Annotated in this window: 20 protein-coding genes and 1 other annotated feature; of the genes, 3 read left to right on the top strand and 17 right to left on the bottom strand. The window is 35.7% G+C overall.

The features are described from left to right. The first annotated feature begins 18 nt into the window (after positions 1-18). The gene (locus IGK81_RS01360) at positions 19-1,041 is read left to right on the top strand and encodes a LacI family DNA-binding transcriptional regulator (RefSeq protein ID WP_034699292.1); all 1,023 of its coding nucleotides are present in this window, start codon (positions 19-21) and stop codon (positions 1,039-1,041) included. 171 nt (positions 1,042-1,212) lie between these two features. On the opposite strand, the gene nhaC is transcribed toward IGK81_RS01360, so the two are convergent. The 10 genes from nhaC to dhaM form a co-directional block, all read right to left on the bottom strand. Beyond that, a complete protein-coding gene (gene nhaC, locus IGK81_RS01355) occupies positions 1,213-2,589 on the bottom strand; it encodes a Na+/H+ antiporter NhaC (protein ID WP_010720262.1) in 1,377 nt (458 codons plus the stop codon). 322 nt (positions 2,590-2,911) lie between these two features. Continuing rightward, complete coding sequence (gene tyrP / locus IGK81_RS01350; protein ID WP_010720263.1) at positions 2,912-4,330, bottom strand: tyrosine-tyramine antiporter; 1,419 nt, start codon at positions 4,328-4,330, stop codon at positions 2,912-2,914. A 513-nt stretch (positions 4,331-4,843) separates the two neighbouring features. Next, the gene (tdc, locus tag IGK81_RS01345) at positions 4,844-6,718 is read right to left on the bottom strand and encodes a tyrosine decarboxylase (protein ID WP_010736916.1); all 1,875 of its coding nucleotides are present in this window, start codon (positions 6,716-6,718) and stop codon (positions 4,844-4,846) included. Between the two features lie 289 nt (positions 6,719-7,007). Then, positions 7,008-8,264, bottom strand: coding sequence for a tyrosine--tRNA ligase (gene tyrS / locus IGK81_RS01340; protein WP_010736915.1), 1,257 nt, complete (start codon positions 8,262-8,264; stop codon positions 7,008-7,010). Positions 8,265-8,358: 94 nt separating this feature from the next. After that, positions 8,359-8,564, bottom strand: a binding site (T-box leader). A gap of 375 nt (positions 8,565-8,939) precedes the next feature. Next, positions 8,940-9,596: an HI_0552 family protein gene (locus IGK81_RS01335; RefSeq protein WP_034699296.1), complete on the bottom strand. Its 657-nt coding sequence runs from the start codon at positions 9,594-9,596 to the stop codon at positions 8,940-8,942. A gap of 121 nt (positions 9,597-9,717) precedes the next feature. Beyond that, a complete protein-coding gene (locus tag IGK81_RS01330; protein ID WP_034699297.1) occupies positions 9,718-10,551 on the bottom strand; it encodes a hypothetical protein in 834 nt (277 codons plus the stop codon). Positions 10,552-10,658: 107 nt separating this feature from the next. Beyond that, positions 10,659-11,858, bottom strand: coding sequence for a hypothetical protein (locus IGK81_RS01325; protein WP_034699305.1), 1,200 nt, complete (start codon positions 11,856-11,858; stop codon positions 10,659-10,661). 224 nt (positions 11,859-12,082) lie between these two features. Beyond that, complete coding sequence (gene dhaL, locus IGK81_RS01320; RefSeq protein ID WP_010720270.1) at positions 12,083-12,685, bottom strand: dihydroxyacetone kinase subunit DhaL; 603 nt, start codon at positions 12,683-12,685, stop codon at positions 12,083-12,085. Between the two features lie 14 nt (positions 12,686-12,699). Continuing rightward, positions 12,700-13,683, bottom strand: a complete 984-nt coding sequence (gene dhaK, locus IGK81_RS01315; protein WP_034699308.1) for a dihydroxyacetone kinase subunit DhaK — start codon at positions 13,681-13,683, stop codon at positions 12,700-12,702. 1 nt (position 13,684) lies between these two features. After that, a complete protein-coding gene (gene dhaM, locus IGK81_RS01310; protein ID WP_010736909.1) occupies positions 13,685-14,080 on the bottom strand; it encodes a dihydroxyacetone kinase phosphoryl donor subunit DhaM in 396 nt (131 codons plus the stop codon). Positions 14,081-14,283: 203 nt separating this feature from the next. Here dhaM and IGK81_RS01305 point away from each other — a divergent pair, with 203 nt between their 5' ends. Continuing rightward, positions 14,284-14,604, top strand: a complete 321-nt coding sequence (locus IGK81_RS01305; protein ID WP_034699311.1) for a putative heavy metal-binding protein — start codon at positions 14,284-14,286, stop codon at positions 14,602-14,604. Positions 14,605-15,305: 701 nt separating this feature from the next. Here the strand turns inward: IGK81_RS01305 and IGK81_RS01300 are convergent. From IGK81_RS01300 to IGK81_RS01285, 4 genes are all read right to left on the bottom strand, one after another. Further along, positions 15,306-15,542 carry a hypothetical protein gene (locus IGK81_RS01300; protein ID WP_232622355.1) on the bottom strand — a complete coding sequence of 79 codons (237 nt, stop codon included), beginning with the start codon at positions 15,540-15,542 and terminating at the stop codon, positions 15,306-15,308. After that, on the bottom strand, positions 15,532-15,831 hold the full coding sequence (locus IGK81_RS01295) for a hypothetical protein (RefSeq protein ID WP_232088549.1): 300 nt from the start codon (positions 15,829-15,831) through the stop codon (positions 15,532-15,534). The genes IGK81_RS01300 and IGK81_RS01295 overlap by 11 nt, the downstream gene beginning before the upstream one ends. A gap of 72 nt (positions 15,832-15,903) precedes the next feature. After that, positions 15,904-16,098, bottom strand: a complete 195-nt coding sequence (locus IGK81_RS01290) for a hypothetical protein (protein WP_034699314.1) — start codon at positions 16,096-16,098, stop codon at positions 15,904-15,906. Positions 16,099-16,487: 389 nt separating this feature from the next. After that, positions 16,488-16,781: a hypothetical protein gene (locus IGK81_RS01285; protein ID WP_438757389.1), complete on the bottom strand. Its 294-nt coding sequence runs from the start codon at positions 16,779-16,781 to the stop codon at positions 16,488-16,490. Positions 16,782-16,946: 165 nt separating this feature from the next. Here IGK81_RS01285 and IGK81_RS01280 point away from each other — a divergent pair. Beyond that, a protein-coding gene (locus IGK81_RS01280; RefSeq protein WP_087043335.1) for an IS3 family transposase occupies positions 16,947-18,109 on the top strand; the annotation gives its coding sequence in 2 pieces (ribosomal slippage) (positions 16,947-17,223 and positions 17,223-18,109; 1,164 coding nt in all). 29 nt (positions 18,110-18,138) lie between these two features. Here IGK81_RS01280 and IGK81_RS01275 read toward each other — a convergent pair. The 3 genes from IGK81_RS01275 to pepV all read right to left on the bottom strand — a co-directional run bounded on the left by IGK81_RS01275 (position 18,139) and on the right by pepV (position 23,509). Next, positions 18,139-19,047, bottom strand: a complete 909-nt coding sequence (locus IGK81_RS01275; RefSeq protein ID WP_438757386.1) for a hypothetical protein — start codon at positions 19,045-19,047, stop codon at positions 18,139-18,141. Between the two features lie 471 nt (positions 19,048-19,518). Continuing rightward, positions 19,519-21,657: a hypothetical protein gene (locus IGK81_RS01270; RefSeq protein ID WP_232622354.1), complete on the bottom strand. Its 2,139-nt coding sequence runs from the start codon at positions 21,655-21,657 to the stop codon at positions 19,519-19,521. Positions 21,658-22,090: 433 nt separating this feature from the next. Further along, positions 22,091-23,509, bottom strand: coding sequence for a dipeptidase PepV (gene pepV, locus IGK81_RS01265; protein WP_431393607.1), 1,419 nt, complete (start codon positions 23,507-23,509; stop codon positions 22,091-22,093). Between the last annotated feature and the right edge of the window lie 113 nt (positions 23,510-23,622).

The following is a 23,622-nucleotide window of genomic DNA, read 5'->3' as shown; positions in this document are numbered from 1 at the left end:
AAAAGAGGTGTATCGTTTATGGCGATCACAGTGAAGGATGTAGCCAAAAAAGCTGGTGTTGCGACCTCGACTGTTTCACGGGTCATCAATGACCATCCAAGCATCTCAGAGGCAACCAAAAAGAAAGTACGAAAAGTCATGGATGAACTAGGCTACGTACCAAATATCACTGCTAGAAATCTAGGGAAAAGAATTTCTAGCGCAATTGGCGTCATTCTCCCACCCCTTGATTCAAAAGAACGGATTGGGAATCCTTTTTATCTTGAGATCATGGAAGCGATCAATGAAGAAGCACGCCGTTATGATCTGACAACTGCTATAGCAACAGCCAAAAATTTTGATACTTTATTAGAAAACGTGCAACGGATGCATCTGCAAAAACAAGTCGATGGGTTTATTTTAGTTTATTCCGACAGTGAAGATCCTGTCATAGATTATCTCTATACGAATGAGATTCCTTTCACTTTGATTGGTCAGCCTTACCGACATGAGAATGAAATCATTTATGTCGATAATGATAACCAATTATTAGGTAAACAAGCCACGGATTTCTTGATTCAAAACGGTCATGAAAACATTCTTTTCGTAACCAATACAACCCACGAGAGCCTTTACTTCGAACGTTATTTTGGCTACCAAAAAGCCTTGATGCTAGCTGGACTTACAGTTCATCCTAGTGTAGTGATCGAACAACCCGAAGATTATTTAGCTTTTGATGCCATTTTGAAAAAGTCCCAAGCAACAGCGCTGGTAGTCATTGACGATATTTTTGCCTTACGAACGATGCAACTAGCACAGATGTATGGCTATCGAATTCCTGATACCCTATCAATCATCAGCTTCAATAACTCTATTTTCGCTACATTGACTCACCCTTATTTAACCAGTATCGATATCGATATTTCTGAATTAGGAAGGGTTGCGATGCAAAAATTATACGAATTGATCCATGATGAAATCAGCAGCGGTGTTCGTTTAGTCATTCCTCATCAACTCGTCAAACGAGAAACCGTCGTACCTCGCTTACAAGAAAAAAAATAAAACAACTGTTGAACACACAAATAAACTATTTGTAGTGTCTTCAGTTGTTTTTTTTACTATACAGGTTCATTTTTTAAGAATCTACACTCTTCAAATAACTCTTCCATGAAAAAGAAACTGAGTATAAAAAGCTATTTCGCTTCTCGTTCTCAAACCTTGATGGTGCCTAGACTATTCACTGGTACGTTTTTTCATCTTTTGATTAAGCCAGAAACCACTCAAAATCGTAAAAATCGGTGCTAAGATCGAGAAGAAAGTAAATGGTAGATATTGTAATGCGCTGACTTTCATCGTGCCCATAATAAAGGTACCACTAACTCCCCACGGAACGAGTGAATTAACGGTTGCTCCAGCATCTGCCAAAGTTCTGGTAAGATACTTTTTATTAACGCCCGCACGATCGAACGATCGCTTAAAGGTTTCGCCTGGTAAAATGATCGACAAGTACTGTTCGCCTACGATCAAATTGATCCCGATACAGCTTAATGCTGTAAAGCCAACCAAGCGAGAAGGCCGATCCATTTTTTCTCGCAATTCCTGAACAATCGTTTCCACAATCGTATATTTGATCAATAAGCCACCCAAAGCTAAAGCTAGAAGAATCAAGCTTGCTGAACCAAGCATACTAACAATTCCCCCTCTTGAAAGCAATTCATTGATTTTAGGGTCTGCTGTATGGGCAACATAGCCGTTCATTAAAATATTAGCTACTTTTGACATCGTTAAATGTGGTTGATTGATGAAGGAAAGAACAATCGCAGCAGTTGAACCAACTAGTAGTGTTGGAATCGCTGGAATTTTTTTAATCGCTCCACCAAACAAGATCACTAATGGGATCAACGTCCATGGAGAGATCCAGAAACCTGCTTTCATGTTTTGGATCATATCCGTGATCGCATGTAGATCCGCTGTGTGACTTCCATTCCCAAGAAAAACATAAAATAACATAGCAATTAAAAATGCCGGCAAATCAGTGTAACGCATTTGAGCGATATGCTCAAATAAATTTACTTCTCCGATCCCTGCCGCCAGGTTCGTAGTATCAGATAACGGCGAACAATTATTTCCTAAAAAAGCCCCCGAAACAACTGCTCCTGTCGTCATCGCATCACTAAAACCTAAAATATGACCGATTCCTAAAAAAGCAATACCGATCGTTGAAATCGTTGTAAATGAGCTTCCCACCGTAATCCCGACGATTGCACAAACAAGAAAAGCAGTCGGTAAGAAAAAGCGAACCGAGATCAATTGGAAACCATAAACCATGATCGTTGGAATCGTTCCAGATAAAATCCACGAAGCTACCAAAACACCAATCAATAGAAAAATCAAAATTGGAATGATCCCTGGAGTAATTCCTTTGACAATCCCATCATGAATCTCATCCCATGAGAAACCTCTAAATCGTCCGTAAAATAACAAACACATGAAAGCGATTAGTATAGGAATATGCGGAGACAATTGAAATCCAATAATCAGTATTCCTAATATCGCCAACAATATGAATAAAACTGCCATACTTTCTTTCACAGATATTTTTTTATTCATCGTATCTTCTCCTATTTTTTTACAAAAAAAGCCCTACCTAAAAAAAAGCGTTCTTTTGGTAGGACAACTGGTCATAGCATCATTTTTTTGTTTTAGCGGATAGACGATGCTAATGACGATTATTTTCTCAAATCCGCTGAACCTTATGATTAGCGTTATTTTCGCAAAGGTTCCCTGATTAAAAAGCATACATTTGGCAAACCATGCTGTAACAGACATGAGTTACTTCTGGAACACCGTTTGTTAGGAATAAGGGACTGTGACAAGATTTTTGTCATAGCCCCCTTCCCTATTTACATTTTTTACTTGCTTCTTATTTATTCTATTCTTTTAAACTCTTTTCTACTTCGCTTCCCCAAGAATCATTTTTAAAACGATTGATAATCAAAGGAATGACAAACATAACGATTGCAATAACTGCTACCAATAATGCATCCGTCAAGGTAGATGTTCCTAAAGTGGATACAACTACTGCAATGATAGAGAAAATCAACATGCAGCTAACTACCCAAGCCATTCCATTTCCTTTTTTACCAATTCGATAAGGACGTTCTAAATCTGGATGGCTTTTTCTCATTTTGATCAATGAAACAGCAATCAAAATATAGACGATACAATAAATAACAGTTGTAGCATTTGTTAATGTTAAGAATACAGCACTGACGTCATCCATTACGCCGTAAAGTAAAGCGAATAATGAAATAACGATTGATTGAGTTAATACGACATTACGAGAAACACCATATTCATTTTCTTTATGGAATCCAAATTTAGGTGGTAAGAAACCTTCACGTGCTACTTGGATAATCGTTTTAGATGGTCCAGTTACCCATGCAGATAATTGAAGTAACACACCGATAAACACCATAAAGCTGAAGATGTTCCCGATAATTGTTGGTAAGCCAAGGATTTGGCAATAAATCAAGATTGGTTGCGTAATGTTTGCTAATTCCATTTTTCCATTTGGTACAACATTGGCAACTAACATTGCATTGATCACGTTCAATAAAACAAGACCAATCAACGCAATAAAGACCCCTTTAGTGTAGTTTTTCGTTGCATCTTTTAAACGAGGCATGTAAACAGAACTCATTTCGATACCAACAAAAATAAATGTGATACCTGCAAGATATTTCAATGATTCACTATGTTGTAAATCTGGGAAAGCTTTTGACCAAGAAAAATCTCCTAAGTAACCATTAGATACTAGACCCACTTTGAATGCGGCGAATAAACCAAGGACAAACATGATAACCACTGGGATATACACACCTAACCAAACGCCGATGTTCCCACCAACTTTGGCCATATCAAATTTCAAGTTCAAAATTGTAATGATCCAATAAATAACTAAAATACAACCTAATACAAATAAATGATTATTGCCTAATTCTACGTTCCCGAATGTATTTCCTAATAATGGACCTAATGTTGATGCAACCATAACCATCCCTGGGAACATTTGAACCCAAAGCAACCAGGCAACAACAAATCCCCATTTACTTCCTAAGGCAGTTTTGACCCATAATTGTGGTCCACCTTCTTGTGGAAGCATCGTAGAAAGCTCACCAGAAACCATCGAAATAGGACCGGCAAAAAACAGTACGGCAAAAATTGAATAAAAAATCAATGTCCAACCAACGGCTGCTAAAGTCGGAATACTCCGAACTGTCGCACACAAAGCCATCGTCAGACCGACAAAGGTCCCAAGACCCATTTTACTTACTTGTGATTTACTCACTGTTGACACGCTCCTTGTTTTTTTTGAATAAAAAAACGTTGTCTTCAAAGTAATCCCAAGTCGCAAGACAAAAGCCAAGAGGTTGTTCCCCACAACTTTTTTAGTATAAAAACGATGCTTAGTGACTGGATTTTATTAGTTATTATTTGCTAAAAAAGAAAAATCTGAAATAGTCTTGTGTTCCATTCGCTGTATTTGTATTGAAGCTTTTCGATATTTCTCTTCATTCATACCAAATACCTAAAAGAGCGCAAGCTATTTCAAAACAACCTCGGCTGTTTTGAACGGATTACTTGTATCGCTTCAAAGACAACCTGTAAAACAAAAAACACCTGAGCAGATAACAGAAGTGCTGAGCTCAGAAAAACCAGCAGAAGAATCTAAAAAATAACTTTTTGTATTTTAAAGATCCTTCAACTGTATTTTTCGATTGAGCTACCACCGTTTATTCGGTTTTATAGCATACAATAAAAGTGACTTCTACTTCTTATACTCAGAATGTTTTTTATTTTATTATTTTTCTTCGCTTGCTAGTAATTGATTTGCGTAGATTTTTTCTAATTTTTCTTGAAGAGCTGCTTTGATTTTTCCAGCATATTCTTCGAAGTTTTCTGCTTTATTCATGTATGGTGTCATTACACTTGCACGTAAAACAGTTACTTTTCCTGCACGGTTCCATTCTTCATCTGAGAAACCTAATTGGTTCACAAATTGTAATGGGCTGTTGCCATAATCTGGAATAGCAAAGTCAGTGTGTGATGTCAAGAATTCATTACCATAGATGCTACCTTTAACGTATGAAGAGTAGTCATAAACGTCATGATTCAATTTGTTCATTGCAACTAGATCGTCGTTGCCTTTTTCTTTAAATACATAGTCAACCATATTGAAATCTGGGTAAGTTAATGGATGTACTTCGATTTCTTTATCGCCAACTTTAAATGATAAATCTTGTAAGAAGTTATAGAAACGATGTGCTCCTTCGATTGAAGCTCCCATCAATTTACCATAACCAGTTACATTAAGTGGTAAGACATGATGTGCAGCCCAAACACTAGCAGCAGTTGCTCCTGCTTTTGAACCTTCTAAAATGTATGCACCAAGTAATGCTGGGATATCTGCGCCTTTTTCAAACACGTAAGTAGCAAAGTAAGAAATAACGTCGCGCATACGTACGTCTTTGATGACGATCCCACCAGCTGAGTAAGGAACATAACCCATTTTATGTGGATCAATTGTTACAGATTCTGCTTCTTCAATTGCTTTGAAGGCACGGTGTACATCTTCTAAGATATAATCTTTGTTTTCTGTAAATACATGATGTTTTGCATGAACATCTTTTAATTCTTCAAATGGAATAAAGTTATTTTCTTCGTCTAAGAAAATGGAACGACCATAACCGCCGTAAGCAGCATCAACATGCAAGTAGAAGTAAATACCATCTTTTTCTAATACTCGACGTAATGCAACGATTTTATCGATACCGTCAATGGCTCCTTCTTCTGTCGAACCAACAACACCGACTACACCCAAGATTGGTGTTTTTTCAGCTGCTAGTTGACGAACGATTTTTTCAAGTTCGTTGATATCCATTCGATAGTTGTGATCAACTGGTACAGGGATTACTTGATCTAACCCGATACCGATGATATCAGCTGCTTTTAGCCATGAGTAATGTTTCGTTTGTGGTACTAACCATTTTCCTAATTGTTGTAAATGTTTTCCGCTACGTGCAGAATGTGCTTTGATGTCATCAATTTTTTCTGGAACACTATCTAACAAGTCCATGATTTCTTTTGTAGACATGTTCATCAATTCCCAGTCACTTTTTCCTGAGACTAATTCAGGTGCAACTTCTTTCATTGCAAGTGGAAGTGATTTGATGTTACGTGCATACCAAAGACCTTCTAAGTTAGCTAAAGAACCATCAGCAACGATGTGTCCCCAGCCATCTTTATAGCCCATTAATTTCGCAAACTCTAGTCCTACTTCTTCTTCCATTTGACTTGTTGCTGGAGAAGATTCGTAAGCAACGTTGTTACCATTCCATAGCATTGCGAAATTATATGCTAGTAAAGATGGCATTAATGTTTCAGAGTTCATATGACCCCAATAACGTCCAGCTGTATGCCATGGTACTGAGTGAGTACGCATACGAGCTGAGATTTCAGATAAAACATCTTTTGTTTTATTGACTGTGTGCTCAAAACTTGCACTACTTTGTTCTTCTGGTGTAATAACTGGCATGTCTTGTGGCATGTAGTTTTGTCGCCAGCCTAAATGTTCATCTACTAAATCGTTCAACAAATCTTTATAGAGTTGGCCGTTCTCCGCTTTGTCTCCGATAAATAGTGCATTTAGGTTTAATTCATTTGACAATGATTCCATGTGAAACCCTCCTAAAAAATATTTAAATTTTGTCGAGCCCTACATTACACCTGTTTTTTATTTCTGTAAACTAAATCACAAGTGATTTTTTAATCATTTTGTAATAATTATCAATTGTGCGAATTGTTTACACATTTAAAAAAATTAAAAAAAACGAGGGAATTTACAAAAGTAAATTCCCTCGTAAAGATTGTATTAACGAGATCCCACGTCACCCTTTTAGGTTGGGTTTCAAAATTGGAATCTTGTAATAGAGTTGACCATTTTCAAGCCAAAAAATTACTAAATTCTAATCAACTACTTTGGCCAAAAAGTAATTTTTCTTACCCTTTCGAATAACCACAAACTTACCATCAAATTCCTTCGATGGATCTATGACAAAATTTAAATCGGTAACACGGTCACCGTTAATACTTATAGCTCCGTTTGAAACATCTTCACGCGCTTGGCGTTTTGATGGTTCAATTTTTGTGGAAACCAATAATTCCACGATATTTTCAGGTTTGCTTGAAATTTCAACGTTTGGCATTTTACCAAATCCTTGAGCGATCTCAGCTGCATTTAATTCTTTGATGTTTCCAGAGAACAATGCTTCTGTTATTTTTTGTGCTTCTTTCAAGTCTTCTTCACTATGAACGAATCTCGTCACTTCTTCTGCTAAACGTCGTTGTGCTTCACGTTTTTCAGGTTCAGTTTCAACTTTTTTCGCCAAATCTTCAATTTCTTCTTGTGATAAGAAAGTAAAGAATTTCAAGTATTTCACAACATCTCGGTCATCTTGGTTCAACCAGAATTGGTAGAACTCAAATGGTGATGTTTTCTCAGGATCTAACCAGATAGCGCCACCGGCAGTTTTACCAAATTTTGTCCCATCCGCTTTTAACATCAATGGGATCGTTAAACCGAATGCTTCTGCTTCTGGTCCTTCTAATTTACGGATTAAGTCTAATCCAGCTGTGATGTTCCCCCATTGATCAGCACCACCGATTTGTAGTTGAACATCATATGTTTTGTGTAAGTGTAAAAAGTCAATTGATTGCAAGATTTGGTAAGTAAATTCTGTAAATGAGATACCGACTTCCAAACGACTTGCTACGATATCTTTCGCTAACATCGTGTTAATATTGAAGTTTTTACCGTAATCACGTAAAAATTCAAGTAATGAGATTTTTGATAACCAATCATAGTTATTTACAAACGTGATGTTTGCATCTTTCCCAAATAATTTTCTCATTTGGTTAGATAAAGCATCAACATTATGTTGGACTTGTTCCATTGTTTGTAAGACACGTTCTGTCTTACGGCCACTTGGGTCTCCAATTGTACCTGTTCCGCCACCGATCAGAATGTATGGATGATGTCCTGCCAATTGAAATCTTTTCATCATCATAAATGGAATCAAATGTCCGATGTGCATAGAATCCCCAGTTGGGTCAACTCCGCAATATAGTGAAATACTCTTTTCGTCAACAAGTTCACGAAGTCTTTCTTCATTCGTTTGTTGGTTAATGGCATCACGCCAAGTTAATTCGTCGATAATATTCATGTTAAATCCCTCCGTATCATTTTATTGTGAAAGCAGGAACCTGCTATCATTCATACTAATTAAAATCAATAAAAAAAATCCCTTGGTTAACTAACCAAGGGACGAAATCTCGCGGTACCACCCATTTTATATGTTTCATTCAAAACATATCACTCAAACATTTAACGCTGTCACGTGACAAATCAATGCCAAAGGCTCCTAAAATGTAATTCGTCTTAAAGCTTGTACTAGTTCTCAGCAACCACTAGCTCTCTGAAACATTGGCTTTAATAACTACTGCGTTTTGATCATTGCCTGTTATCAAGTTAATATGTGTCTATCATAGAACGCTATTTTTTCTTTGTCAATAAAAAAGATAAAAATTTCTTTCTATACTTCTTCAACAATGGAATAAAACAGTAAAATCCGAACATTCTTTTTTTAAAATTATTTGCATCCAATTACCTAAAATAACTCATTGATCCCTTTATTTCATCCGTTTTTTCTAAGATGAATGATCCATTCAATTGCGCTCATTTGACCATCAAATGAAAATTTTAAAAATTTTTGAAGCTTAAGAAAATTTTATAAACTAGTATTTATCAACGACAAATTTACTTCTTTTATTTTATTATTTTAACGTTTTCGATCATCTAAGCGATCAAATACCTCTTTCTCTCACCCTAATTAATGTTATTATTTCCCATTCAATCGAAAGTATAAAGGCATCAATTCCTGCATACCATCTAAAATCAACTTTTCAGCATCTTTTAATTCATTCGGATAAAAATAAAGCTTACCAAGTTGGAAGGTTTTATCCTCCATTGCTTTTTTTAATTCGATTTGTTTTTGCTTATCCGTCAAATAGGTGGCTAACGGCAGGTGATCCACCAGTTCATGTTCTGGTTGCGGCCAAATATAATACTCTTCAACTGGGATGTGCTTACTCCATTCCTTTAAAACCGTTAGTAGATGATTGAAGGACGAAATACTTCCTTGGCGTTCTTCACTTTTATAATGTTGAAACATCAAATAGATTTGAAATTGTTTTTTATTTAGCAAAGTAGCTAAACAAGCATTTTCCTGTTGGCGTCCTTCACTACGGTACGCACACCAAAAATGGCTTCTGAGATTCCAACCATTCGTCCAACTTTCGATTTTTGGTTTTCTCATCTGCCATTGCAAGGGGGTTGCTTTTGCCACTTGTTCATTCATTTTTTTCCACTTTTGCCAGTGTGTTTGATACCTCACCTTAAGCTGTACTAATTCTTCAGTAGTATAACTTTCTTTTAGCTGCTTAAAGGTATACATCGAACGATCAAACAATTCATAATCACTAGTTAATAAATCCATTCCGCCACTTCTTTCTTAACGATTTCCCTATCCTACATTGTAAAGACTATCAATGAGAGAAACAATAAAAATAGCAAGAAAAGAGTGAGCATGGAATTATTTCGGTGAAAATACTCGATAATCATCTTCCTTTATCATTTAAATCTTGTTTTGCTTGTGTAATTGGTTGTCTATTAACTGGATTCTGCTTTGTTGTCCCATTTTTCTGTACTTTGTCTTTTAATTGAGCTTTTTGTCGCTGTCCATTTCCTTGTTCTGATTCCATATGCTTTTCCAGAGAGGCGATCAGCTTATCTGTATATTCTATATCTTGTTTTACCAATCCTTTAAAACTATTAATCAAAGGCATCATTTTGGCAACCAGAAGTTGTGATTGACTCTGAGTAGTGTTTTCCAGTTGAACATTCAAATTTAAAAAACGCTCTCTTTCCTTGCTCACATCTTTCTTTAACTTTTCAAGACTTTTTGTTCCTAGAAGTTTTTTCCCTAATGCTAACTCAGCTTTTTGAGCGTCAATTTCTTTTTTCAACATATATTTTTGTAACCAATTCACACCTTTTGCTAATTTTTCTTCGTTTTTGTTCATACTATCCTGCAATTTATCGATTCGTTGAGTCAAATGAACCTTCATATTTTCCTGATCTCGTGGTTCTACGTCTAATTTTTTTGCATGATTTAAATAATTTAATCGATTCATCCGTTCTTTTTTCAAATAAGAAACTCGAGCATACTGCTTCTGTCTTTGCTTATCTAACTCTAGGATCGTTTTATATGTATGTAAAAATTCCTTATCCAATAGCATGGGAATTTCCATCTTTATACTCTTTTTTTTATTTCCATTTACCTCAGTTAATTGGTAAATCTTGGCATTTTTTTTAGATACTACTTCTTGTTCAACAAGCTGATAAATTTTTTCTTTTGTTTTAACCTCTTTTGCTTTTGGTAGTATTGACATTTTTTTACTCCTTATCATTTAGTAATCGAGATATTTCGAAAACGAATGCGTTGTGCCTAAACTTAGACGAAACGTATTTGGACAAACAAAACTTTCCAAACATATTACTAATTACGTGAATCGTGTTCAGGCGTTGATCTTTGTTGTTTCTCTGGTTGGCTTTGTTGTTTCCCTGGTTGGCTTTGTGGCTGCGTAACTCCTTCTATCAGAGTATATAATTCACGTGGACCATTTGTTTTTTGTTCATCATTTATTTTTATTGTTTCATGCACTTCATTTGTTTTTTGTTCACCATTTATTTTTATTTTTTCATGCACTTCATTTGTTTCATGCACTTCATTTGTTTCTTGCTCATCATTTCTTTCCATTTCAGCTTGTACTTTATTCTGATATTCATGTAACTCCGCATTTAGTACTTGTGGGCGATGATTCTTGATATTTTCAAATCTCTGCTGTGTCTCTAAGAAATTTTTTTCGGTCGTATAAATTGAGCGAGCAAGTTCGCCTAATAGCGGTGCCACGTACGGAAATAGACTGGCTGATACTTTATTATTTAAATCTATAAAACCTTTCTTCACCATACTAAATTGTTCATTCATATTCAAATCAGAATATTCTTTCGTTATTTTATTTATCCATTTCTTCTTTATCTTTTTACTATCAACCTCCCCACTCAAACTATAGCCTTTCCCATAAAGTGATGATAGATCAGACTCCAGTTTACCTTTTATAAGCTTTTGTTCATTTTCCAATGAACGCTTCTCTTTTTCCAATGCTCCTATTTCACCTGTAAAATAACTTAAAAATCTTCTAAACGGTGAAGCTTTGATCTTATCGATTTCATCAGTCTTCTCCTTGATTAGTACTGGTATTGCATTTAACCGATCCAATTTGTTATCCATGTTGTTTTTTTCACTAGTGTAGCTAGTCAATTCTACGCCTATCTCTTCTTCCAACGACTGAATTTTTATTTTTATTTTGTCTTCATCACTCTCTAAATTGTTTTGCATACTAATTACTGACCTCATGTCTTTATTTAGTTCAAAACACTTTTGTACTTCATTTTTAGGAACAACTAATGATTCCTTGTATGAACCAAAAGAATATTCGCTCATTAGACGTAGATCTGATTTTTCGTGTTTTTTCAACAGGTTTTGTTTGTTTTGTTCAATTGACGCAATTTTAGCTTGGTCGTTAGTGACATACGCTGCTATACATTCCTTTTTATATTTCTTAAATTTATCTTCCTGTTCCATTTCTAAACTAGATACTGCCACGTTTTTATTTTTGTTATTTAAATCCCCCATATCTGCTTATCTCCTTTATTACTTTAGTGTGTTAAGAATAACACGCGCGACAACTGTTATTTCTCCGACATTTTCTCAGTTTGGAAATTTTTGTTTTAAAATTGTTTATCCTTTGTTTTTTTGATTTGAAAGCATATTCTCATAAGTGTTCTGGAATAGAAAAAAACTGACTTTTGTTCCCATTTTTACTGGTTAAAAAGTCAGCTATATAAATATTTTGTTATTTATGATTCTATATTAGTTAATAAAGTTTCAAAGAAAATAGCACTAGAAGCTGCTCCGGGATCGATATGGCCAATGGCTCTTTCCCCTAGATAAGAGGCACGTCCTTTTTTAGCTACTAAATCTTTTGTATGTTCCTTCGCTTCTTCAATCACTTCTTCTGTTAATCGATTATTCTTCAAGGCTTCAGTAACAGGTAACCAGACATCTAGCATCGTTTTCTCTTCTGCTTCTGCTTTCCCTCTAGCTTGAATCCCATTTTTTCCTTCTTCAATGATTTTCCCTAATTGTTCTTGTGATGTAATCACATCAATGTCTTTTGTAGCCTTCATCATATTCATAAAGGCAGAACCATATAATGGTCCAGAAGCACCTCCAACTTTTGAGATCATTGCCATCGAAAGAACCTTGAACGTGTCACTGATCGTTTTCGGTTGTTCTTTTTGAAACGCTTCTTGATAAGCCGTCATCCCTCGCCCCATATTATTGCCATGATCGCCATCACCGATCGGCGTGTCGAGCTCACTCAGATAACTTTTATTTTCATCGATTTTCTCTGTAAAATCCGTTAACCACGCTTGAATTTCTTTGACCGTTAGTTCCATTATTCTCCCACCTTCTACCACGAAATTGTGTGAACTTCACTTTCCAATGCTTCCTGCCATTTCTTAGTTGTTAGGTCAATCATCGTCAGAGATAATCCTTGCATGTCTAAAGAAGTCATAAAATCACCGACTTTATGAAATATCACTTTGACTGCTTCTTGATCGAGTAATGATTGGACATCATTCATAAAAACAAAGAGTTCCATCAATGGCGTGCCACCCATCCCATTAACTAGCACTCCAACTTCTTTTGGTTTCTCTGGGTAGTCAGCTAAAATTTTTGTTACTAATTCTTCAGCTAATACTTTAGCAGGTTGCAACTTTTCTCTACGATAACCAGGCTCGCCATGGATCCCTACTCCGTATTCGATCTCATCTTCGGCTAATTCAAATCCTGGCTTTCCTACTTCAGGAACCGTGGCCGCACGCAATGCCACACCAATCGTCTTGATCGCTGGAACTAGTCTATCTCCTAGTTCCTTCAATTCTTGCAAGGATGCACCTTTCCTAGCGGCATCCCCTAAGATTTTATGCACAAGAACTGTTCCAGCCACTCCACGTTTTCCAGCAGTATATGTGCTATTTTCCACCGCAATGTCATCATCCACTACAACACTTTCTACTTCAATCCCTTCCATAGCCGCCATTTCTTTAGCCATGTCAAAATTGAGTACATCTCCTGTATAATTCTTGATGATCAATAAAACGCCTTTTCCTTGATCCGCTTCTTTGATAGCTATCTGAATCTGATCAGGTGTCGGCGAAGTAAAAACATCTCCTAAAACTGCAGCACTCAACATCCCAGCACCAACAAAACCTGCATGCGCTGGTTCATGACCACTTCCTCCCCCAGAAACCAAGCCAACTTGTTCTACTTGATCATTTTTTGCTACTACTCGAGAATCAGCTACTTGGTGAATCATTTCTGGATAACTTATCACTAAACCAGACAACATTTCTTCTACGATCGTACTAGGATTATTCATGATTTTTTTCATTTCACGTCCACCCTTTCTTTCCCGCATTCTGTGCTTCCGTTAGTATTTGTTGAGGATCATCCGTGATACCTGCTGTGATCGCTCCAGCAAAAGCCCCTTCAACAAGTGGCGCATCCACAAGGTAGTATTTCTTTTGTTGGTCTTCATCCAACATTTCCTTGGCCATTTCAGCGTTCAAAACCGCACTCCCGATATCCGCAAACACAAAATACATGGCGGAATCAGCTGATTGGTTGATCGCATCGATGATTTTCATCGGATCAGAACCAATTCTTCCCTCTACTCCTCCTAAGGAAAAAAGTAACACATCTTCTGATTGTTGCATCTGTTCAATCATTTCTTTGAGTCCATCCGTTAACTGTTGACTATGGGAAACAAGTAAGATACTTTTTTTCATGCCATTTCTCCTTCTTCCTTTTGTGGTCACACCAAGTTTGCGCTTTCATTCTTTTGATCATCAACTACATTCTTTTGCATAGTTCCAGTATATAATAGAATGTCCATTTTTTGGAAATGATGCGCTGTAATTGACTAGCTAATTCCAATTGCGACTTAAGAAATAAATTTTGATATACTATTTTTAAAGAAAGGAGTGATCAAATGATCATTACAACAACAAACAACGTGGAAAATAAAGAAGTAACAGCATATAAAGGCATTGTTTTTGGTGAAGTCATTACTGGAATCAACGTATTAAAAGATATCGGGGCAGGATTTCGCAATGTTTTTGGCGGACGTTCAAAAAGCTACGAGGATGAATTGCTTGCTGCACGTGAAGAGGCCTTAGCAGAAATGCAAGAGCGTGCTCGATCATTAGGTGCAGATGCAGTCATTGGGATGAAAATGGATTATGAAGTATTGGGGAGCGATAACGGAATGCTAATGGTCACCTGTAGTGGGACAGCGGTGACATTAAACTAGTTCAGACATGAGGTTGTGAAAAGAGTGTCTTGACCTGAGCGCTCACCAAGTAAAAACTGCGACGAGTAATCGCAGGAGCATTAAGGATGAAAATCTCGAAACAGCTCCTCATGTTTTGAAAAATTCAGGCTTATTTCAAGGAGCTGATGTTTGAACACCGTTTAGCAAGAGGCTGTGAAAGAAGCGTTTAGCTCCGAGCAAATAAGAGAGGATTTTTTAAAATAGCTCCTCATATTTTAGAAAATCATCGCTTATTGTTGAGGAGTTGCTTCTTGAACGCCGTTTAGCAAGAGGCTGTGAAAAGAGCGTCTTGACCTTCGGCGATAAGTCAAAAAATCTCGAAACAGCTCCTCATGTTTTGAGATTTTTTGACTTATCGCCGAAGGTCAGCTCTTTGAACGCCGTTTATTCGTTTTTAGAGATACTAGAAGAGACTGAGATAGAACTCTCACTTAAAAAATATTCCGAACCTGTTCTACCAATACACCGATTCAAAAAACAGATGGATATAAAATAAGGTGTTTCCTAAAAAATATACGTAAAAACGTTAAATTTTAGGGAACACCTATGCTCTTTTTTCCTAAATTTAATTGATTATCCAAGTAAGATACTGCTATCTAATTATTTATGTACGTTGCTCTTTTCATCAATGGATTATTTTCTATTCTACTATCTATGATTGCTGGCATTTCACCATCCGATTATCCTCTTGAAGTTCGATTCGTTTTATTGCTATTTTGCATTTGATCTTTTTTATCACCTCGGTTGTTGAGCTTTTCTACCCGCTGTTGAGCATTCTCTTTTAATTGGTTTATCTCTTGCTTTCTCACTAGAAGCTCTTCTTTAAATTTTTCATGTTTTCCTTTCCAACCTTGTACATTTCTTTCCAGGTCCTCAACCTTTTGCTCCATGATGTTTAATTTTCCACTAATTTTCAAGTTGTTCTCTTCTGTGTTTACTAACATCTCGTAGTCCCTTTGTCTTCACTTCAACAACATCGTACTCTGCTGACAGTTCACTAAGTTTCGCTTTAGGAACGTTAATTTCACTTTTCACCTGATCACAGACAGCTATATTCTTATCTAAATTCCCAGTGACCATTTTTTCTAAGTTACCCTTCTGATTAATATCTTCAATCAGTTGATTATTCGTATTTTTAATATCCTCAGTAACTGTTTTTACATCTTGTGTTAATTTAGTTTTTTCTCCTGTAAAGATGTTAAACAACTTCCGTACAAAAGGATTGTTGAAATCAGTGACGGCTTGGTTCTTAGTAACGAGATCCGTATCTAGTTTTTTTTATCTCGTATTTACCTCCCCAATAGATGTATCTACCTCACCTATTTCAGCTATTTGTTGATCGTCTTTTTGAACAGGCGATAGCTTTTGTTCTATTTGGCTAATCTTATCTTTAAATTGGGATTCAAAATTATTTACCTTTTTATCTAAATCATCAATTAGAGGATTATCGAGTTGTTCTGATGCTGCAGCCATTCTCTCCAGAGTTTTTTGCTATGCTGATTTTATATTGTTTACTTTTTTTATGTCTTTAGAAACTTTTTCTTTAATTCTTTTATTGTTCTCTAATGCATTATTGTATTGTTTTTGTGAACCTTCAAAAGCTTTTTGATTCGGTATAGTTTTCTCATCTGTAAACTTTTTTTGCTTCTTTAAAATTTCCCTTTAGAGTTTCTAACTCCTGATCGCTGTACCGTGCGGTTGATGGTACTTGAGTAACTTTTTTTATCGTGACTTTCCATATTTCATTTCACTCCTCTGTTTTTCGTACTAACATATGTAATACAAGAGTATCAGGAGTTTATTCATGTTATTTACTAATAATTTTTTTGTTTGAGAATTTTTGACGATGCCTTGCTAAGTTACTATGCCCTTGAATGTTTTTTACTATTAAGCTTCTGACCATTTTGCATGTTTAGTGAGTCCGGTTGATCCAAGTATATAGTAGCTTTTTGTTGTGCTTGATTAATCTTTTTACGGATTTTTTGAGGTTTCTTCGAGTTGTCGTTAATTAGTTTTCGGGCTTCAAGTTGTAGTGGTTCTATTCCATCCTTTAGCGTTGTCACCTTCCTTATGATTTCAGCATATACTTTCATTGCATAAGGTTTAACTGCTTTTACTTTTTCCTTTTGTACTTTATCTAACTCTTCTTTGAACATTTTTATTTCTTTTTCTAAGCCTTTTTTTACTTGTTTTGCAATTTCATCTGTAGATTCTATTGTCTTAAAACGTTCCTTAAGATTATTCGGTGGATAGGCTACAATTAACTAGACAGAAAAATTAAGGTGTGTAGACTAGAAGAAAACATACCAGGAGGAATTTTTATGTCTAAGAGAACACGAAGAACTTTTTCACAAGAATTCAAGCAACAAATCGTCAATCTTTACTTAGCTGGAAAGCCACGTGTAGAAATCATTCGAGAATATGAACTAACAGCTTCAGCATTTGACAAATGGGTAAAGCAATCTAAAACGAGTGGTTCATTCAAAGAAAAAGATAATCTTACGCCTGAACAAAAAGAATTGTTAGAACTACGTAAAAGAAACCAGCAATTAGAAATGGAAAATGATATTTTAAAGCAAGCAGCGCTGATATTCGGACGAAGAGACAAGTAATCGATGCGAATAAGCATCTTTACCCTATATCAGCGATGTGCAGAATATTAGGTCTATCACGTCAGTCCTATTATTATCAATCAAAACCAAAGAAAGACGAATCAGAACTTGAAGAAGTAGTCGCTGAAGAATTTATCCGCAGCCGAAAGGCCTACGGCTCAAGAAAAATAAAAAAAGCCTTATCAAAACGAGGCATTCAGATCAGCCGACGAAAAATTAGTAGAATCATGAAAAATAGAGGATTAAAATCGAGCTATACTGTTGCTTATTTTAAAGTACATCATTCTACTTGCAATGAAGCCAAAACGACAAACGTATTGAATCGTAAATTCTTAAGAGACAACCCATTAGAAGCGATCGTAACAGACTTGACTTATGTACGAGTCGGGAAAAAATGGAATTATGTCTGTTTCATTTTGGATCTGTTCAATCGAGAAATTCTCGGCTATTCTTGTGGAGAACATAAAGATGCCGTTCTAGTAAAAAAAGCATTTAGCCGTATCAAACAACCTCTGACAGAGGTTGAGATTTTTCATACTGATCGTGGAAAAGAGTTTGATAACCAAGCTATTGATGAATTATTAACAACTTTTGACATCAATCGATCATTGAGTCATAAAGGCTGTCCTTTTGATAATGCCGTAGCTGAATCAACTTATAAGTCGTTGAAAGTAGAATTTGTCTATCAATACACATTTGAAACCTTACAACAATTGGATTTGGAGTTATTTGACTATGTCAATTGGTGGAACCACCTTCGGTTGCACGGTACACTTGGCTACGAGACACCGGTTGGTTACCGTAACCAGAAATTGGCGCAGCGAATCCTTGATAATGAGCTCGGATGTGCTAACGCTAGCGAGGCAGTCTAACTTTAACTGTTAGCTCCTGCCGAAGATCGTCACATCCGAGGAGGCTCATTGTCAAGGACAATCGGAATAGCATACGGAAAGAAGTTCTGCACCTTATAAAATTTGTCAAAAAAACTGTTGCCATTCCACGGAAAGCGTGCCTTAAGTTCTTCTGGAAAACGTTCCCCAAGTTTTTCCTGAAAGCGTTCCTCAAGTTTTGCCTCAAAGCGTTTCTTAAATTCTGCCTCCCAATCCTTAGTTTTCAAGGTTGTTTGCTGTATGGGGTTCCTTGGTTGCTCTTTTTTTCCAGTAAAAAAATTAAGCAAGCGTTTGAAGAATGACGGTTTCTCACCAACTTTACTACTTAAGCTATCTACTAGATTGTTATTTACGGGTTCTAAGGAAGATGTCTTCAATTTACTAAGCTGATTCTTTCTTTCTTTTTTTATTTCTTTTTTTATTCCTTCTTTTATTTCTTTTATTTCTTCGATTTCTTCTTCTACTTCTTCTTCGATTTCTTCTTTTATGTCTTCTTCTGTTTCTTTTTTTATTTCTTTTAGTTCCTTAATAACATCCCTATTTGGATACAAGTCTTTTATAATATTTTTTACTCTAGTCTCTGATTCCTTGATTTGTTGGTCTATTTCCTCCTTTTGCTTCCGTGCATTAGGACCAAACTCCTCAACTTCTGGATCTCGCTTACTATCGTCAATTTCACTTTTTGGTTTTGTTTTCGGTTTCTCTATAATAGGTATCTCATTATATTCTTTAATAAAAGCATCTGTCCCCTCAGCGAATTCATCTTTAAGGTCTTCATGTACTCTTTCTGTCCTCTTACTAGCTTTCGAAAAATAATTAAGACCCTCTGCCTTACTCCTTTTCTGCCATGCAGCGTCAATCTTGTCTGATAGATCTTTAAGGTTTTGTAATGCTTCATCCTTAGAAACTGGCCTTCCCATTCTTATTTCACTCCTTCGTATATTGATAAATTAAGCGTAACATGACAATAAAAACTTTATTTTTTAATAATTTCTTTGTTTGGAAATTTTAAAAAAAGTTTCATTCTTCTAGAATAAAAAGACACTTCATCGTACCCTTAAAAATTCTGCGAGATCAAACTAACGTTTTTCAAAACAAGTAGCATTTAGTATCCTCTATCTGTATTTACTCTTCAGCATTAACCAATCGTTGACTTCACCTCCGAAAGCAAACAAAAAAATCAAGAAGATCAAAAGCAATTTTTGCTTTTCCATTCTTGATTTTAATGCCAATCCTATATTTTTCTTATTTACAGATTCAAAAGATGCTCCTTCAATAACAGACCACTTTTTTCTTCAGAAATCTCTTGTATCACTTGATACGTATATCATATCTTAGTAAAACATCAGGCAAGATACCGCCACATATTAGAGAGTACAAAATTTTATTCTCTATAATGTATGTACTTCTCTGCCAATTGATTGATTCGTTTGGTTATGTACTTGTTGAGATTGCCGGTTGCGATTTTTGTTATTTTTTAACAACTTCTTATTCCAGGCATTCGTTACCAATATTCTATACTTTTGGTAATCAACAGATTTTTTCGGTGACTGATCCACTTTTTCTGAAGGTTCCTTATCTTTAAGTTCCAGCATCATCCAAAAACCCAATTGTTCTTTTATCTTTGGTTGTTGCTCCTTAATAAATTTTAAACTTTTCTTTATTTGAGCAGCTAGTTCATTATTAATCTTTGGATGTTCTTCTCCTGTTGGATATTTATTTTTCAGCTGTTTCAACTGGCTTTTTAAATCTGCCAATCCATTGTTAACATGATCAACTTCCTTTCTTGCCTTGATAAAAATTCTCTCAGCCTGCTCATTCTTTTCTGTTTCAATCCTTTTTCGCTCAATGAGTTCCTTTATTTTATTCTCAAAAGTTGTCGATAAGACACTTTTTTTGGCAGTGTACTTTTCTCTAGCTTTTATATGTTTTTTAGTAAATCGACTAAGAAATCGTTTTACTCTCGGCTGATCGCTATTAATCATTTTTTTCGTTGATTTCTCCCAATCCTTATGTATCTTCGCAATTTCTTGGATAATTTTTTTCACAGAATGACTTGCCTTATCACGCTCTTGTATCGTTAAGTCATATAATTGTTTAAAGTCACTGGAAAAGATATTTTGAACTTTCATATCTAATTCGGTGCTTTTATGGACTAAATATTGATACAAACCAGGTGCATTTAATTCTTCAATACGTACATTTTTATTTCCCAATTCAGCCGAAAGTTGATTGGTAAAGATATTTTCTCTTTCATTCAAATGTTTGCTTTTAGCATTTTGTTCCCTTCTTTCATTTGTTTGATTTACTGTTTCGATTACTGTTTGATCTATCGCTTTGCTTATCAGACGAATAAATCCTTGTTGATCTTTACTTTGTTCTTGCTTACGGTATTCGTCTATTTTTTGCAGATTTTGTGTTATACCTCCCACAGTACCTTTAACTTCTTCTAAATTCTTCTGTAAATTTTCTATTTTTTTCGTTAAAGCTTCCCTATTTACCTCTTTTGGTATATTTTCCTTTACTATTTCATAATTCTGATTTAAATCATTCAAAGTGGCTCCTATGTTTGCACACTTTTCTTTCCACCCCTCAAATATTTCATTACTAGAGAAAACTTCATTAAGGATATTCTCATTTCTTGTGTAAACTGTTTGTGCTTCTTCTATTTTAGAATTCATAGTATTAATTGTAGCTTTTTTTGTATCTAAATCTGTTCGTAATTCGGCCTGTTCCTTAGTAAAAAAATTAATGATTTTTCTAAAGAACGACTGATCAATCGCTTTAATTTTCGATTCTATTTGTTCAGCATCTGATTGTAGAGATAACTTTTCAACATAGCTATCCAAAAAATTTTTTTTGGCTTCATCACGTTCTCTTATACTATTTAAGATATTTTTAGTTTCTTCGTCTAGTTTAGATAACTTTGTATGTGCTTCTTCCTTTTTACTTTCTAACGGGCTTAATTTGTCGATAACTTCAGTTTCTACTGTCTCATAAAGAGAAGAATCTTTTTGTTTAAAAAATTCTCGTTCTTCATCTACTGATAATCTACCTTCTTGGACTATTGATTGAGTTTCTTGCTTACTTTCTGGTATCCTCGCTTCTTCATTATTAGGAGAATGTTTTATTTTTGCACGTTCTCTTTTATCTTGAATTTCTCTATTTGTTTCTTTCATAATATGTAAATCCCACTTTGCTTTTAAGTAGTCATTCTCTACTTTTCTTGCTTTATCATTATGAGGATGGGTTGAATAAGCGTCATAAATTGAGAAGAGCTGTGCTTTTAATTTTTTTTGCGCCTTCAATTCTTCACGACTATATTCCTTATCTGTTGCTTTAATTGGGTGTCTTAGCATCATTGCTAACTTTTCCTCTTCTTTTTCATGAATACGAGCTGCGTTTTTATAATTTTCTCCGTGAGGATAGGTAGCGTGACTATCCATTGTTTTATAGGCGTTCTCTACTATTTTTTTTTGCTTATCAATCTCTGCTTTTGTAAATCCTCTACCTTCTGCTATTTCTGTCATTAGATCCCCTTCTCTTATTTGATTAATAATCTGAATGTAACACAAATGTAGAGTTTTTTTAGCCAAAAATTTCTAAATAACAGATTTTTTGTTCTATGCTAATGATATTTATTCCTAGCGACTTTCTTTATTGATGAGAATCGCTGAACCAATAACTGTTTTTTATCTTTATCTCCTCATCATTAACTACAAATATTATTTTTTCCTTCATAAAAAATATCATTCGTTTGTTTTTTTGGAACAATCTTCGATGTTGAATATTTAGAATATTATTTAGCAAGTAAAAAGGATGTGATTTTTCGCCCCATCAAGCAAAAAATCACATCCATATCATGTTAGAACATCTTTTTCATTCACTTTTCCAACGATCCTTTTCAAAAACTATCTTTTAGAACAAGGATAGCCGATGAATCAGCATGAGTTTCATTCACTTTTACTTCGCCAAACGGTAGATAGCATCTGCATAAATGGCAGTTGCTCTGAAAAGGTCATCCAGACTCATAAATTCGTTGGCTTGGTGCATTGTATCTGTATAGCCTGGGAACATTGCGCCGTAAGCTACACCACGTTTCAATAGTCGGCCATAGGTTCCGCCACCAATGATTTGTTCATAGCCTTTTTCGCCTGTATGGTCTTCATAAACTTGCAATAAAGTTGCTACCAATGGATCTTCCATTGGTACATAGTGAGGTTCCATGACACGTGCGCCACGAGTAACTGCTGCTCCTTCTGCTTTCATCGTTGTTGCAATGTCATTTTCTAAGCCGTCAACGGTAACCCCTTTTGGAAAACGGAAGTTCATGTTGATATAGTTATCTTCTTCTGACCCATTTTCTTTAAAGGCAAACAATCCAGCGTTCATGGTCAATTTACCCATTTTTTCGTCTTCATGGGCAACCCCTAATTTTTCTCCATAAAAATCTTCATGGACATAGGCTGCTGCTACATGGATGAATTGTTTAGCAGAACCGATAAATTCATAATCGTCTAAGAATAATGCTAAGAATGAACCGGCATTGATCCCTGATTGAGGACTTGCACCATGTGCGCCCTTTCCGATCAATTCGATTTTCACATAGGTATTATCCGCTTCGATCGAACCACTTACTGGGTTTGCTTCAACAAAACGATAAAAAGCTTCTTCCATTTGGATCGCAGCTTCCGCACTTGGTACTTCAAGAGTCGCTGTTGCTGTTCCAGGCACCATGTTTTCACGTAAACCTGAAGTAAATGTCTTCAAGACATAATCTCCTGCGTTGTCTCCTTGGAAACGTAGTGCGAAAGAAACATTTCCTTTCTCACCATTGATGATTGGAAATTCTGCATCTGGAGAAAAGCCAAAGTCAGGTTCTTCTTCATGTTCAAAGTAGTAAGCCATGTCTGCCCAACCACTTTCTTCATCACTACCAACTACAAAACGAACTTTTTTGGATAATTCCAAGTCAAGATCTTTGATGATCTTCATGGCATAGTAAGCAGCCATGCTTGGTCCTTTATCATCACTAGAACCACGAGCAAAGATTTTCCCATCTTTGATTACTGGTTCATAAGGATCTGTATCCCAACCATCCCCTGCTGGTACTACGTCCATATGACCAAAAATACCTAAAGTTTCATCGCCTTCACCAAGATCAATATGTCCTGCATAGTTATCAACATTTTTTACGACAAACCCATCACGTTCGCCATAAGCCAACATATGTTTTAGCGCATCTCGAGGTCCAGGTCCAAAAGGTGCATCAGGAGTTACTTTTGAATCATCCCGTTCACTGTTCACACGTAAAAGATTTTTTAAATCTTCAAGTAGTTCTTCTTTACGTGCTTCTACTTCTTTTTGCCAATCGATTGTCATAAAATCAATCCTCCACTCATTAAGTCTACCTGTCCATCATACCATAAATCCTGCCAAAAAAACGTGCAAAAAAATTTGTGGTTCCTTAGCCAAACGGTATTTTATTTAAAAAT

Source organism: Enterococcus sp. DIV0703 (genome assembly GCF_051711065.1).
GTDB lineage: Bacteria > Bacillota > Bacilli > Lactobacillales > Enterococcaceae > Enterococcus_B > Enterococcus_B hirae.
The sequence above is the reverse complement of the archived record's forward strand: the minus strand, read 5'-3'. Positions and strand labels throughout refer to the sequence as shown.

Excerpts from the sequence above, each read along its gene's own strand:
- IGK81_RS01285 (WP_438757389.1), bottom strand. The coding sequence starts at position 16,781 with ATGTTCAAAGAAGAGTTAGATAAAGTACAAAAGGAAAAAGTAAAAGCA.
- IGK81_RS01305 (WP_034699311.1), top strand. The coding sequence starts at position 14,284 with ATGATCATTACAACAACAAACAACGTGGAAAATAAAGAAGTAACAGCA.
- IGK81_RS01330 (WP_034699297.1), bottom strand. The coding sequence starts at position 10,551 with ATGTCAATACTACCAAAAGCAAAAGAGGTTAAAACAAAAGAAAAAATT.
- IGK81_RS01290 (WP_034699314.1), bottom strand. The coding sequence starts at position 16,098 with ATGGCTGCAGCATCAGAACAACTCGATAATCCTCTAATTGATGATTTA.
- pepV (WP_431393607.1), bottom strand. The coding sequence starts at position 23,509 with ATGACAATCGATTGGCAAAAAGAAGTAGAAGCACGTAAAGAAGAACTA.
- tdc (WP_010736916.1), bottom strand. The coding sequence starts at position 6,718 with ATGGAATCATTGTCAAATGAATTAAACCTAAATGCACTATTTATCGGA.
- IGK81_RS01360 (WP_034699292.1), top strand. The coding sequence starts at position 19 with ATGGCGATCACAGTGAAGGATGTAGCCAAAAAAGCTGGTGTTGCGACC.
- tyrS (WP_010736915.1), bottom strand. The coding sequence starts at position 8,264 with ATGAATATTATCGACGAATTAACTTGGCGTGATGCCATTAACCAACAA.
- dhaM (WP_010736909.1), bottom strand. The coding sequence starts at position 14,080 with ATGAAAAAAAGTATCTTACTTGTTTCCCATAGTCAACAGTTAACGGAT.
- IGK81_RS01275 (WP_438757386.1), bottom strand. The coding sequence starts at position 19,047 with ATGGGAAGGCCAGTTTCTAAGGATGAAGCATTACAAAACCTTAAAGAT.
- nhaC (WP_010720262.1), bottom strand. The coding sequence starts at position 2,589 with ATGAATAAAAAAATATCTGTGAAAGAAAGTATGGCAGTTTTATTCATA.
- IGK81_RS01325 (WP_034699305.1), bottom strand. The coding sequence starts at position 11,858 with ATGGGGGATTTAAATAACAAAAATAAAAACGTGGCAGTATCTAGTTTA.
- dhaL (WP_010720270.1), bottom strand. The coding sequence starts at position 12,685 with ATGGAACTAACGGTCAAAGAAATTCAAGCGTGGTTAACGGATTTTACA.
- IGK81_RS01270 (WP_232622354.1), bottom strand. The coding sequence starts at position 21,657 with ATGACAGAAATAGCAGAAGGTAGAGGATTTACAAAAGCAGAGATTGAT.
- IGK81_RS01335 (WP_034699296.1), bottom strand. The coding sequence starts at position 9,596 with ATGGATTTATTAACTAGTGATTATGAATTGTTTGATCGTTCGATGTAT.
- dhaK (WP_034699308.1), bottom strand. The coding sequence starts at position 13,683 with ATGAAAAAAATCATGAATAATCCTAGTACGATCGTAGAAGAAATGTTG.